This is a genomic window from uncultured Chloroflexus sp. (assembly GCF_937129525.1).
Classification (GTDB): domain Bacteria; phylum Chloroflexota; class Chloroflexia; order Chloroflexales; family Chloroflexaceae; genus Chloroflexus.
Genome location: NZ_CAKZNK010000074.1, coordinates 65,628 through 79,101, shown reverse-complemented (window position 1 = coordinate 79,101; position 13,474 = coordinate 65,628). Strand labels below are relative to the sequence as shown.

Below are 13,474 nucleotides of genomic sequence, written 5' to 3'. Positions count from 1 at the left end.
ACAAGAAACTCTCTCCGAGCCGCCAGTGCCTCTGTTTCCGCCCTGTTGACCGCTATGGAAGGAATAATTAACCGGGCCGAAACGCGATAGGGCGGCGCGAGTAGCAAAGAAGAAACAATGGAGTATGCGATAACAGCAACCGCAGCCAGCAAACCGGCGCCAAGCAATATTTTCCATCCGTTGATGAGAGCGAATATGTACGGTTTCAGATCAATCTCGTCGTTTGAAGTGTCGGATGAAGTTTGCGGTCGCGTCTCTACCATGCTATACCTTGCCTTTCTGCGTCGCGCTTTGCATGGCTTGACATCCATGCAGATGGGCAAGACAGATTATACTCTATTATTCCTGATGGGTAAAGTCTCTTCTACCGAATGTTCAGCTTTATGGCGACAGTATCCTGGCATCAGATCAACTGCCTGCTGGCAATTTTTCATTGCCAGTTCCTGACCATCCACAATCCCCAATCGTATCAATGTTACGCTAGCGCCACCTGCATCCACAAGCGCGGGCCGGGACGTAGCGTGGCCCGCGGGATCGGACGCACCGGATAACCGGGAACGGCGCTCACCCAGAACCGTTGCAGGATCATTGGCAGCATCAGTTGCATCTCCATCAGCGCGAATTGATTGCCGATGCACTGCCGCGGCCCGCTCAAGAACGGAATGTAGGCAAACTTGTGCCGACCTTCAGCCTCGGCTGGGCAGAAGCGTTCGGGGTCAAAGCTCTCGGCATGTGGCCAGAACGCAGGGTGGCGGTGGGTAACATACGGACTCAGGAGCACCGATGAGCCGGCGGGTACTTCGTAGCCGCCCAGCGTGTCAGAGTCAACCAGGACCCGCGAGAGCATCCACGTCGGTGGATAGAGGCGCAAGGTTTCGTCGATGACCATCCGGTTGAAGGTCAGTTTGGGAAGGTCAGCCGGCGTTGGGTTGCGGCCACCCAGGTATGTTGCATACTCGGCGCGCAGCTTTCGTTCGGCATCGCCGTGGTGACTCAGCACATGCAACATCCACGACATCGTACCCGCGGTGGTTTCGTGCCCGGCCAGGAAGATCGTCATCACCTCGTCACGGATTTGCTGAGTCGACATCTGCTCGCCGGTCTCGGCATCGCACGCGGTGACCAGCATCTCGAGCAGGTCATCGTGTACTCCCTGCTGGTGGCGTCGTTCCTCAATCAAACGATAGACAACGCCCTCTAGCAAGGCAAGATTGCGCCGGTAGCGCAGATTCCCCGCTGTCGGCCAGCTCCGCGGCGGCTGCCAAAACCGGAATTGCTGACCGGCCACCCAATTCAGCGTATCGTTAAAGGCTTTGCCGATCGTTGCTGCCTCATCGTCGTTGAGCGACGTGCTGAACATCGCTCGCACAATCACCTTTTCGGCCAGCAACATGAGCTCGTCTTGCATATCAAACGGCTGGCCGCTGCGCGCATAGCCCTCCCAGCGCGTCAGCATCCGCTCCGTCTCCTCCACCATCATCTCGGCCATGCGCGCAATCCGCTGATGGTGAAAGGCCGGCTGCATCAGCCGCCGCTGGCGGAGCCAGAGTTGGCCATTGCTGGTTACCAACCCCTGACCAAGGATCTCGTCCATGGTTGCGTAGCGCTTGATGTAGTTTTTCCAGTTTTCCTGGGTGATCCGCTTAATCATGTCGGGATGCGCAGCAAGGTACATGGTGTGCTTACCGAGAGGCAGCTTCACCAGATCGCCGTAGTGACGGTGAACGCGCGCCATGAACTCAAGCGGATCACCGAGCAGACGGTGAACGACGCCAATGATGGGCATGCCACGCGGGCCTGGAATTGCTTGAGCGGGAAGAGTCATCGTCGTGAAGGTATTATTGCTTGCGAACGGCCAGCAATAGCATAGCACATTCCAACTCGAAGCGCAAGGTACCTGTTCAGCGGAGGAAAGCAGATGTACCAGTAGCCGGATAGCGCGATTCAAGTGAGCGATGGCTTCCCAAATGGCGCTAAAAACCACTCCCCGCGCAAACGCAAAACAAAATCGGGACAGGTAGATGACCTGCCCCGGATGCGCTTGACTGGCTGCGAGCAACGGTCGCGACGGTTGTGAGCCGTTGCCGCAGCATGTGGCCCGGTGATTAGTTCACCGTGTACTCGCCCTCGACGACGCCATCGTCTTTGCGACCGCTGCTGCTGCCGGCGCCTGGCGTTGCGCCATCGCCGTAGGCCGCCTGCGAGATCTTGAACATCGCTTGCTGCAACTCGTTCGAGAGTTGCTGGATGCGGCTGCGATCCTCTTTGGCGATGGCTTCGCGCAGATCTTTGATCAGGCCCTCGATCCGGCTGCGTTCGATGCTATCGACCTTGTCACCCAGCTCCTTGAGCGACTTCTCGGTCTGATAGGCGAGGCTGTCGGCCTGGTTCTTCAGCTCGACCAACTCGCGGCGCGCTTTGTCTTCGGCGGCGTGGATCTGCGCTTCACGCACCATGCGCTCGACCTCTTCTTTCGAGAGGTTGGTGCTGGCAGTGATCGTGATGCGCTGCTCTTTGCCGGTTGCTTTGTCGCGCGCGCTCACGTTTAAGATGCCGTTGGCGTCGATATCGAAGGTTACCTCGATTTGCGGCACGCCACGCGGCGCCGGCGGGATACCTTCGAGGCGGAAGCGACCGAGCGTGATGTTGTCGGCAGCCATCTCGCGCTCGCCTTGCAAGATGTGAATGTCAACCGCTGTTTGACCATCCGCCGCCGTCGAGAAGATTTCCGTCTTGCGGGTCGGGATGGTCGTGTTGCGCTCGATCAGTTTGGTCATCACGCCACCGAGCGTCTCGACACCGAGCGAGAGCGGCGTCACGTCGAGCAATAAGACATCTTTGACTTCGCCACCCAATACGGCAGCCTGGATGGCCGCGCCAACCGCTACCACTTCATCGGGGTTGACACTCTTGTTCGGCTCCTTGCCAAGCATCTTGCGCACCAGCTCTTGCACAACCGGCATGCGGGTCGAACCGCCGACCAGCACTACTTCGTCGATCTGGTGCGGCTGCAAGCCGGCGTCCTTGAGCGCGCGCAAGACCGGATCGCGCAGGCGCTCAGTCAGGTGCGCGGTGAGTTGCTCGAACTTCGCCCGTGTCAGCTTCATCGCCAGGTGCTTCGGCCCGCTGGCATCAGCCGTGATGAAGGGCAGGTTGATTTCGGTCTCCATCATCGAGCTGAGTTCCATCTTGGCCTTTTCAGCGGCCTCTTTCAGCCGTTGCAACGCCTGCCGATCCTTGCTCAGATCGATGCCCTGGTCTTTGCGGAACTCGTCGATGATCCAGTTGACGATCGCGGCATCGTAGTCGTCACCGCCAAGGTGCGTGTCACCGCTGGTCGCCTTGACCTCGATCACGCCGTCGCCAACTTCGAGAATGCTCACGTCGAAAGTGCCGCCACCAAGGTCGAAAACCAGGATCGTCTCGTCCTTCTTCTTATCAAGGCCATAAGCCAGAGCAGCGGCAGTCGGCTCGTTAATGATGCGCAAAACTTCCAGACCGGCAATCTTGCCGGCATCTTTGGTTGCCTGGCGCTGGCTGTCGTTGAAGTAGGCCGGCACGGTGATGACGGCCTGGGTGATCGGCTCGCCCAGGAAGGCCTCGGCATCGGCTTTCAGTTTTTGCAACACCATTGCCGAGATCTCTTGCGGCGCATACTCTCTGCCGGTCTGCGGCACGTAGATGCGCACGTCGTTGCGCGGCCCTTTCACCACTTTGAAGGGTACGCGCTCACGCTCTTCGGTCACTTCGTCGAAGGAGCGGCCAATAAAGCGCTTGACCGAGTAGAGGGTATTCTCAGGATTGATGGTCGCCTGCCGTTTGGCGGTTTGACCAACCAGCCGCTCGCCATTCTTGGCAAAGGCGACAACCGAGGGGGTGGTGCGATTGCCTTCCGCGTTGGGAATGACAACCACGTCACCGCCTTCCATAACTGCAATGCACGAGTTGGTCGTGCCAAGGTCAATTCCTACAATCTTGCCCATATCGATAGCCTCCGTTGCAATGTTGTATACCCCTGCGGGCATTCTATCTCTGTGCGTAGTGTACCGGTTTTCTGGCAACGATACACTAGCGGGATGTTAGAGGTATGTTGGAATTTACGGTTCGGCGGCCAACACGATCTCGCGCGCTGCCCGTCGTCCACTCTCAAAGGCGCCATGGACGGTCGCAATTTCAGCGCCGGTGACGGTTGCTTCGCCGGCAAAGTGCAATGGCCCGACCGGTTCGGCCAGCGCAACGCGAGCCGCCAGAGTTTCAGCGGCACTATACGTGTACGCGCCACGGCTCCACGGATCGCGCGACCAGTCAATCAGTTGACCGTCACAGTAGTACGCTGTCGCATCGATGCCAAAGAGTGCGCTTAGCTCGCGCAAGGCCACGGCTATCGCCTCCGCTTCGCCTAGTCCGGCCACCGTTAGCGCCTGTTGACCACCCATATACCCCATGAGGGTCGGCACCCGGGCGCTCGTCACCGGCCACCACGTTGCGATTGTGCCATCGGTGCTGAGTACGGTAAAATCAGGCCAGAATTGCCGGTTAAACCAGAGCGCCAGTTTGGTGACGTTACCCATTGGAATGGCAGCGAGCGCCGCCTGTTTCGCGGCAGGTAGCGGTGGATCGAAGAGCGGTTGGCCGGCCTGCAAGAGCGAAACCGGCACGGTGATAACGAGATGGCGAGCGCGCAACCGACGACTATCGGCGAGGGTGACTTCAGCCTGGCGTTCATCCCAGCGAATGTGCGTGACTACCGAGCAAGTCTCGATGACCAGACCGGCGCTGAGTGGGGTCAAGAGTTGAAGGTAGCCGCTATCGATGTGAAAGTTGTCCTGGCCGGTTGTGCTCAGCCGGCGCTCACGGGCCAGCGCCACTGCGCTGAGGCGCGAAAGATCGGCGCCTTCGAGGTTGGCAAGCCAGCGCCCGACCAGCATCCGCGCTGCAGATGAAGGGGCAAGTCGGTCAAGGAGGGTCGCAACCGTTACCTCAGGTCCGCGATACTCACACACTTGCTGATAGAGAGTTAGCACTGCTGCACTGATTGGATGATCGGGAGTGAGGATCTGCCCGCCGATGGCGAAGCGGCGGTCACGCCCCCAGCGCGAGACCGGCAAGTCGGCCCGCCGAACCAGCTCCCACGTCGCGGCGCGGTGACCGTGAATAAATTCGGCGCCAAACTCCACCGGCCCGTAACGCAGATCTGTCCAGATGCGACCGCCGATTCGTGATCGGGCTTCCAGCACTCGAACCGGGTAACCGGCAGCATTGAGAGCATGAGCTGCCGCTAAACCGGCAATACCGGCGCCGATAACGATGACCTGTTCCATAACACCTCAATTACTGCCAGCACAACGATAACCGGCACTGCTACTACGGTTGCGAATGCACTCGCTCTCACGTGGTCAATCCCAGTTTCAGCAACGTAAGCCGCGCCTCGTCGCTCGACAAAGCTTCGGTGAGCAGATCGACGACGCGCGAAGGTGATCGCTCGCGCAAACGGATCAGATGCCACTCTTGGGCCAGCGGCTGACCAGCCAGGGTCACGATACCGATCTGGTCAAGCCGTAGAGGCAAGACGCTCACCGGCAGGAAGGCGAGCGCCAGACCCGCTTCAACCGCAGAGCGGAGCAGCGAAGGGCTGTCGGCTTCGAATATCACGCGCATATCGTTGATGTTCAGACCGCGCCGGCGCAAGCCGTCTTCGATGACACGCCGCAACGGATGGCCGATCCGGGGTAACGCCAGCGGATAGTCACGCAGGATTCCAGCCGGAACCTGATCCTGCTGCAAGAGGGGATGGCCGGCTGCGGCGGTCAACGCCAGGCGTTCACCACCCAGCAGGCGCAATTCAAGGCCTCGTCGTCGCGGCGCATCGCTGAGCAGAACGAGATCGAAGCGTCGCTCACTCAACCCTTCCAACAACCGTTCGGTCGTTGCTATATCAATATCCACCACGACCGCCGGGTAGTGACGCTGCGCAATTGCCAGCAGATGCGGTAAAAATGCTTCAGCGCCACCGGCCAGACAGCCAACGGTGACCCGACCACCAATTTGACCGCGCAATGCGCTCACCGTCTGCACAGCGCGCTCTGCCATAGCAACCAGCTCGCGAGCGCTGCTCAGCAACTGCTCACCAGCTAGCGTCAATACCATCTGCTGACCGCTGCGGCGAAAGAGCCGCACTCCACCAACCTGCTCTTCCAATGCTCGAATCTGTTGACTCACTGCCGGTTGTGACATATGCAAGCGCCTGGCCGCTGCCGAGAATGAACCGGTCTCGACCACGGCGAGAAAGGTTTGCAGGTAGACGGTATTCAGCATAGTATCATTGGCTGAGTTTGGTGGTATCGTAGCGTTGATGCAACTGCACCGGATGACGGGCTTTCGTTTTGGCTGCTACCCGCAGATTGAGCAGCTCGACCATGACCGAGAAGCCCATAGCAAAGTAGATATAGCCCTTCGGAATGTGTAGCTCGAACCCTTCGGCGACCAGCGAAAAGCCGATCAGCAAGAGAAAGCTGAGCGCCAGCATCTTCACCGTCGGGTGTTCGTTGACAAATCTGGCAATTCCTTCTGCCAGGAAGAGCATGACCCCCACTGCGATGATCACGGCTACCATCATTACCCACAGTTCGTTAGCCATGCCGACAGCGGTGATCACTGAGTCGAGCGAGAAGACGATGTCGAGGAGAATGATCTGAAACACGACGGCCTGCATTGTTGTGGCTGCGACTGTCTGCTCACCGTGTTCAGCGCCCTCAAGCTTTTCGTGGATCTCGGTCGTGGCTTTGTAGATCAGGAAGAGGCCACCGCCGAGCATTATCAGGCTGCGCCCGGTAACGTGCCACGGACCGATTTCAAAGAGTGGCTGCGTCAGACTGGCGATCCAACTGATTGAGAGCAGAAGCAGCAAGCGGGTGATTAAAGCAAGGGCAAGACCGATCTGACGGGCCGGTCGCTGCTGGGCTACCGGTAATTTGCCGGCCAGGATGCTGATAAAAATGATGTTGTCAACGCCAAGGACGATCTCCATGACGGTCAATGTGATCAGCGCGAGGAGATTTTCGATTGAGAAGATGGATTCCATAACTGTTGTGGCACCTTTCTGTTGCCAGATGCGCTATGCATGACGCTAATGGTAGCACTCGCTGCGGGGACGGTCAATGTTGTGATAGGCGATAGCCAATAGGCGATAGGCGATAGCCGATAGGCGATAGGCGATAGCCGATAGCTGATAGACGATAGGCGATAGGCGATAGGTAGGTAGGGGGTAGGGGGTAGGGACGGGTTTGAAACCCGCCCCTACAGACGGTTCCCCCCTGCCTGGAGGGGGTATGGGCATGGGCGACGTATGCGTCTATGCGTCGCTCTTGTATGAAGGGTTCATCCTCTTCGCGGCGGGGCTGGTTGGTGTTGGCGTGGTATGTCGCCAGGCGAGTGGAGCTGGTATAATGACAAGAGAACCCGGTCGGATTTTGTTGCATTCCTTACAGTTTGCGCTATGACATGGCAATTGGCCCAAGGTGGCCCCGATCATCTCACTGTCCGATTCATTCCATGGCTAACATGGAGCTTTGCCGCCTTTGTTCTCTATGGAGTGAGCACAATTGTGCAACCTTTCGTTACTGGCGGACAAACTATCACTGCCGGCGCAATGGTCTCGATTGCGCTGCTGGTTGGGATGATGCTCTTTACCCTCTTCACTGGTGGTCAGTTCGGTATCTGTCGGATCGATCACCGGCGCGGAATTATTACCATCACTTCATATGGATTGCTGGGCCGCGCTCGCCAGGAGCGTTTGCTGGCCGATGTGAAGGGGCTGGAAGTGCGCATTTTGCGCCGCGCTCAATATCGGCTGATCCTCGCTCTGCGCTCCGGCGAACGTCTGCCGCTAGTGCCGTTTTATCTCATCAGCCTGAATGATCGTGGCATTCGCCGGATTGCGACTGCGCTCGGGGTCGAGCCGGATATTATTCATGAACAACAACGTTCGCGCTGATGAAACAGCATTTCTACCACCGGTGAATATAGTTGCTTCGGCGCTTTGAGTAAGCCGCACAACACCTCCATATGATTCCACTCCAACTGACGTTACGCAATTTCATGTGTTATCGCACCGACGATGACGGCAATCCGCTCCGGCTTGAACTCGACGGCATCCATGTGCTTTGTTTGTCGGGTGAAAATGGCGCCGGTAAATCGACTCTGCTTGACGCGATTACGTGGGCGCTGTGGGGTGAAGGACGAAGCTCCGACGATGACTTGATCGCGCAAGGCGAAACCGAAATGATGGTCGAGCTGGTCTTCGCTCTCGATGGGCGCAAGTACCGTGTGATCCGTCAACGTCAACGCGGTCGTAGCAGCGGACGCGGGACAGGTTCAGGGAAAACCTGGCTCGATTTGCAGAGTTTCGATGGCAAGACCTGGCGCCCGCTGGGCGAAAATACGATACGCGAGACGCAGGCCCGGCTCAACAGTCTGCTGCGCATGTCGTACCGCACCTTTATCAACGCTTCGTTCCTCTTGCAGGGGCGAGCCGATGAATTTACCAGCAAAACACCCGCTGAACGCAAAGAGGTGCTGGCCGAGATCCTCGATCTGGCTGAATACGCTGCGCTCGAACAACGCGCGCGCGACCGAGTGCGCGCGCTCGACGCTGAGGCGATCAGGGTGCGCGGTCGGCTAGAGTCGCTTCAGCCGATTGCCGAAAAAGTTCCTTTCTGGCAGCAGGCCGTTGCCGATGCTGAACAACGGTGCGCTCAGCTTCAGTCAGACCGGGCAGCGCTGGAAGTTGAGTACGCCACCGCGTTCAATCGTCTGCGCGAATTAGAAGCGCTGGCCCAACGTCAACGCGAAGTGCAGAGCCGGATTGCGACTCTGAACGCCGACATTCAGCGCTACGACAACGATCTGCGTGAAATGAGCCGGCGCATCGCTGCTGATGAACAGGTGATTGCCCGCCGCCCGGCAATTGAGGCTGGTTTGGCCGAACTTGCCGCCGCCCGCGCTGAAGTGGAACGGCTCGAAGCGCTGCGCAACCGGTACGATGAGTTGATGGCGCAGAAAGGCGAACTGCAACAAGCGCTGAAGAACGAACTCTATCTGCTCAAACAGCAGTTGTGGCAGGCTGAACAAGAGCGTGACCGCCTGCGTGAGAGCGTGGCGCGCCTGGACGAATTGCAGCGGCAAGCAGCAACATTGCAGGCGCGGCTGCGTGAACTGGAGCCGTTGCAAATGCGGCTGGTTCAGGCGCAAGAACAGCAGATGGCGCTGGAACAGCGCCTGGCTCAGATTCGCGATCTTACCATGCGCCAGAAGCTGGTTCAGACGCAGCTTGACCAGCAACGGAACACGCTGTACGCTGAACTAACCCGCTACCAGCAGGATCTGCGCCGACTCGATCAGCAGCTCGCTGAAGCTGAGACCTGGCGCGTTGCATTGAGCGCGGCCCAGGCTGCTCAGACTGCCGCTCACGCGCTAGAAGAGCAGCAACAAGCCCGCCGCCAGCAAGAACAGGCTGCCGTTGATGCGCTGAGCGCCGCCCGGATCGCAGTTGAACAGGCACAAACAGCGATTGCCAGACTACAAACCAACCAGGAATTGCTGATGACGGGCAACGGTTTGTGTCCGGTTTGCCGTCATCCACTTGATGCGGCTGAAGCGCAGCACGTTGTCGCTCACTACGAGCAAGAACTGGCCGAGTTGCGCATGCGCGTTGAGCGGGCAACTGCCGATGCTAAAGCCACCGAGCGTAACCTCAAGGAATTGCGCGCTGCTATCGCCGCCGGTGAAAAAGAGCTGATCAATCTGCGCAAACAGGCAGCCACTGGCGAAATGCTGGCTCGCCAGTTGGCCCAGGCTGAGCAATGGCAAAGCGAACGGAATACGCTGGTAAGCCAAATCGCTGCGCTGGAAGAGCGACTGGACACTAACACGATTGACCCAGCGTTGCAGGACGAATTAGACTATATCATCTCCCAGTTGGCTGAACTGAGTGATGAAGCCGGTGTCCGGCGCGATCTGGAGCTGGTGAGATCAGAACTGGTCGCACTTGAAGGTCAGCTTCGCAACCAGAGTCGGTTAGAAGGTGAGCTTGATAGTTGTCGGCGCGAGCTGGAACGTTTGCAGGCCGCGCCGTCTCAATTACCCGTCGCCGAGGCGACTGTCGCTGAATTGCAGCGCCAGATTGACGAAAATGATTTCGCTCACGACATTCGGATTGCCGGAAGGCAGGTGGTAGCCGAGATCGAGCAGCTCAATTACCGGCCAGAGCTGCTTGAAACGGCGCGGGCTAACGCGCGCGCGCTAGCCCGCTGGGAACAAGAGGAGCGAGCATTGTTGCTGGCCGAACAACGCTACCACAGCGATGTGCGGATGCGCGTCCAAACGCAGATGTTGCGCGATCATGCCGGACGCGAACGGCAAGCGTTGCAAACTGAAGCTGATGAGCTGGCCCGCCATCTGATCGAATTACCGGCAGCGCAGGCTACCGTTACTCGCCTAATGCAGCGTCTGAGTGAGATCGATCTCGCTTTGCAAGCTGCTGAACGCGATCTGATCGAGAAACAGACGTACCTCAGGCAGGCTGAGGCGGCGACTGACGAGCTGACGGCATTGCAGGCCCAAGAGCAGCATCTGCGCGAACGGATCGGACTGTTTGCCGAGCTGGCCGAAGCTTTCGGCAAGAAGGGTGTGCAGGCTATGTTGATCGAAACGGCGATCCCGCAAATCGAGGATGAAGCCAATCGCTTGCTTGCCCGCCTTAGCGATGGGCAGATGCATCTGCGCTTTGAGATGCAGCGCGATACAAAGAAAGGCGATACCGTTGAGACGCTCGAGGTGCAGATTTCCGATGCGCTTGGCACCCGTAACTATGCCGCTTTCAGTGGTGGTGAAGCGATGCGAGTCAACTTCGCCATTCGCATTGCCCTTTCCCGTCTGCTTGCCCATCGCGCCGGAGCACGGCTGGAAACCCTGGTCATCGATGAAGGTTTTGGTTCGCTTGATGCCGATGGTCGTGAGCGAATGGTGGAAGCAATTACTGCCATCCAGCAAGACTTTGCCCGGATTGTCGTGATCACTCACATCGACGATCTCAAAGATCGCTTTCCGGCAACACTCGAAATTCGCAAGACGCCGCGCGGCAGTCGTTGGGAACTGCGCGGGTAGCTGATCGGCAATGGATGTGATACGATGCTGGCAACAGCATGGGCCGGCTTGCAACCCGGCTCTGAGCAAGAGTTATCGCAGTTAACCCACTGGCAGAAAGGCTTGGGTCATGGAAATCATACCGACGCTGCTCAAATACACATTTGTGGTTGCTGTCGTCGTCGAAGCGGTGTTGATTGGGCGCGCCATCTTCAATCTTGCCCGCGAGAAAGCGCGCGCTGCCACTTCGCCTGCCACAGAGGAGTAGGGCCGTGGCGTTTCGCATTCTGCATATCTCGGATGTACACACCGGTCCGCCATTCAACCCTGCGGCAGCGGAACGACTGGTCACCGATGCGCATGCGCTTCAGCCTGATCTGGTTGTCATTTCGGGTGACTTCGTTCAGCGCGCCGATTTTATCGCTCAATGGCGGGTCGCGCAGGCGCTGCGTGACCGTCTGCCGAAACCGCAACTGGTTGTGGCCGGCAATCACGACGTACCACTCTTTCACCTGCACGAACGCCTGTTTGCGCCTCTGCGCCGCTACCAGCAGCATATCTCGCCCGATCTCAACCCGGTCTTCACTGCGCCCGGCCTGGTCATCGTTGGCGCCTGCACTGCCCATGGCTGGACGGTAGACGGTGGCAAGCTTTACCCCGATCAGATCGCCGCCCTGCGGGAACGGCTGACACCATTCGGCCCCGATACCTACAAAATCGTTGTCTGGCATCACCCGGTTGCCTTGCCACCAACCTATCAGCGCAAACGCGTGACCATCACTAATGCGTCGGCTGCGATCCGACTGCTCGACGAACTGGCAGTTGATCTGCTGCTGTGTGGTCACCTTCACGTGAGTTTTGTGGGCAATACGCGCGACTTTATGCCCGATCTGCGTCACGGCACCTATATCGTGCAGAGCGGAACCACAACCTCGCGACGCGGCTACGGCGATGAACACGGCGTGAACACCTGCAACCTGATCACAGTCGAACCCGATGGCACGCGAGTGCAGCACTTGCGGCTTGCGCGTGGGAGCGACGGCTTTCAGCCCATCGCCGAACACTGGCTACCGCGTCAGCGGGCACTGGTCGACGGGTGAGCTTCAGGCCGCAGCCTGAGAATCAGGAGAAGGTTGAGCGGCAGGAACAGGACAAAGATGTCTCCTATCCCTGCCCTGATTGAGCGGATGACATTGCACCCTGAGCGTGCCATGCTACCAGCTTACCCCGGCAAAGAGATCGTCCTCATACTCCCCATCAGTGGCCGGAGGGTATGCGCGCATGAAGGTATCGGCCCTACCCAGCAAACTCAACACTGTCCCGAGAGGGCCACGCGCAAACGGCCCTCCCGCCCCCTGGCTCACGTGGGCCAGCGCTGCCGCTCGCGCCTGTTCGCGCACTGGCGTCGTATCAATCCGGGCGTGGGTCGGAAATTCCACTTCGGCCAGTTTGGTCAGATCGACATCACGATTGCGCCCAAAAGCGCGTGGATCGCGACCAAACAGTGGCATCAGGCGCACTAACAAGCGCAACAACCGGCGCGAGAAGGTTGTGTAGTAGAGCTTTTGGGGCGCATACGGCGATCCGGCGTCTGGAAAGGCGGTTGGATCACCGGCAGCGTGGAAGGCGGCAACTGTCGCTTCATGGACGGCGACATGATCAGGATGGCGATAGCCACCGATTGGATCGAAGGTGATAACCACCTGTGGACGCAAGCGTCTGATGTGACGCACCAATTGCGCCACGACCTGTTCGCGAGGCTGGTTGACTAGCGCCGCCGGATGGCGATTGGCTTCCGTGCCGGGCATACCCGAATCGCGATAGCCAAGCAAAGTGACGCTGCTCAGCCCCAAAGCCTCGGCAGCGCGCAACAATTCATCCCGGCGCAACGCTGCTACCGAGTCGTAGCCATTGAGTAATGCCGGATCGACGGTACCCTCTTCACCGCCAGTTGCGCAGATCAGATGCACTGCAACTCCTGACCAGGCATAGCGCGCCAGCGTGCCGCCTGGCCCGAAGCTTTCGTCATCGGGATGGGCAAAGACTGCCAGCAACGTCGGACGAACATCCGGCACTATGGCTGGCCGAAGAACAATGGTCTCTTCTTGATTGAGCATCATAAGATTCCTATCAACTATTCCGCGCAAAAGCTGCGACAGACAATGCCGGGTCAGAAGAATCAGCGCGCGGCGAGAATTGGTTCGCTATGGCAAACAGTTATGTCAGCCTCTGACGACTACACATAACCGGTCACTATGGTATCATATCGCACAGAAATGGTTCATGTCGCCGGTCACGCAATGAACTAAACGACCGGCATATGCTACAGGTG

10 protein-coding genes and 1 pseudogene are annotated in these 13,474 nt (G+C 58.5%); 4 read left to right on the top strand and 7 right to left on the bottom strand.

Going from position 1 to position 13,474, the window contains the following annotated elements:
* The 6 genes and pseudogenes from Q0650_RS09340 to Q0650_RS09315 all read right to left on the bottom strand — a co-directional run.
* Window positions 1-263, bottom strand: a pseudogene (locus Q0650_RS09340) (hypothetical protein); the annotation flags it as partial.
* Window positions 264-475: 212 nt separating this feature from the next.
* Complete coding sequence (locus Q0650_RS09335) at window positions 476-1,825, bottom strand: cytochrome P450 (protein ID WP_298818236.1); 1,350 nt, start codon at window positions 1,823-1,825, stop codon at window positions 476-478.
* A 280-nt stretch (window positions 1,826-2,105) separates the two neighbouring features.
* On the bottom strand, window positions 2,106-3,983 hold the full coding sequence (gene dnaK, locus Q0650_RS09330; protein ID WP_298818234.1) for a molecular chaperone DnaK: 1,878 nt from the start codon (window positions 3,981-3,983) through the stop codon (window positions 2,106-2,108).
* Between the two features lie 114 nt (window positions 3,984-4,097).
* Window positions 4,098-5,321, bottom strand: a complete 1,224-nt coding sequence (locus tag Q0650_RS09325) for an NAD(P)/FAD-dependent oxidoreductase (RefSeq protein WP_298818231.1) — start codon at window positions 5,319-5,321, stop codon at window positions 4,098-4,100.
* Between the two features lie 67 nt (window positions 5,322-5,388).
* The gene (locus tag Q0650_RS09320) at window positions 5,389-6,315 is read right to left on the bottom strand and encodes a LysR family transcriptional regulator (protein ID WP_298818228.1); all 927 of its coding nucleotides are present in this window, start codon (window positions 6,313-6,315) and stop codon (window positions 5,389-5,391) included.
* Window positions 6,316-6,319: 4 nt separating this feature from the next.
* The gene (locus Q0650_RS09315) at window positions 6,320-7,081 is read right to left on the bottom strand and encodes a TerC family protein (RefSeq protein ID WP_298818226.1); all 762 of its coding nucleotides are present in this window, start codon (window positions 7,079-7,081) and stop codon (window positions 6,320-6,322) included.
* A gap of 414 nt (window positions 7,082-7,495) precedes the next feature.
* Between Q0650_RS09315 and Q0650_RS09310 the strand changes: the two genes are divergently transcribed.
* From Q0650_RS09310 to Q0650_RS09295, 4 genes are all read left to right on the top strand, one after another.
* On the top strand, window positions 7,496-7,993 hold the full coding sequence (locus tag Q0650_RS09310; protein WP_298818223.1) for a hypothetical protein: 498 nt from the start codon (window positions 7,496-7,498) through the stop codon (window positions 7,991-7,993).
* Window positions 7,994-8,064: 71 nt separating this feature from the next.
* Complete coding sequence (locus Q0650_RS09305) at window positions 8,065-11,163, top strand: SMC family ATPase (RefSeq protein WP_298818220.1); 3,099 nt, start codon at window positions 8,065-8,067, stop codon at window positions 11,161-11,163.
* Between the two features lie 109 nt (window positions 11,164-11,272).
* The gene (locus Q0650_RS09300) at window positions 11,273-11,410 is read left to right on the top strand and encodes a hypothetical protein (protein WP_298818217.1); all 138 of its coding nucleotides are present in this window, start codon (window positions 11,273-11,275) and stop codon (window positions 11,408-11,410) included.
* Between the two features lie 4 nt (window positions 11,411-11,414).
* Window positions 11,415-12,242: a metallophosphoesterase gene (locus Q0650_RS09295; protein ID WP_298818216.1), complete on the top strand. Its 828-nt coding sequence runs from the start codon at window positions 11,415-11,417 to the stop codon at window positions 12,240-12,242.
* 114 nt (window positions 12,243-12,356) lie between these two features.
* On the opposite strand, the gene Q0650_RS09290 is transcribed toward Q0650_RS09295, so the two are convergent.
* On the bottom strand, window positions 12,357-13,262 hold the full coding sequence (locus Q0650_RS09290) for a PIG-L deacetylase family protein (RefSeq protein WP_298818208.1): 906 nt from the start codon (window positions 13,260-13,262) through the stop codon (window positions 12,357-12,359).
* Window positions 13,263-13,474: the final 212 nt, after the last annotated feature.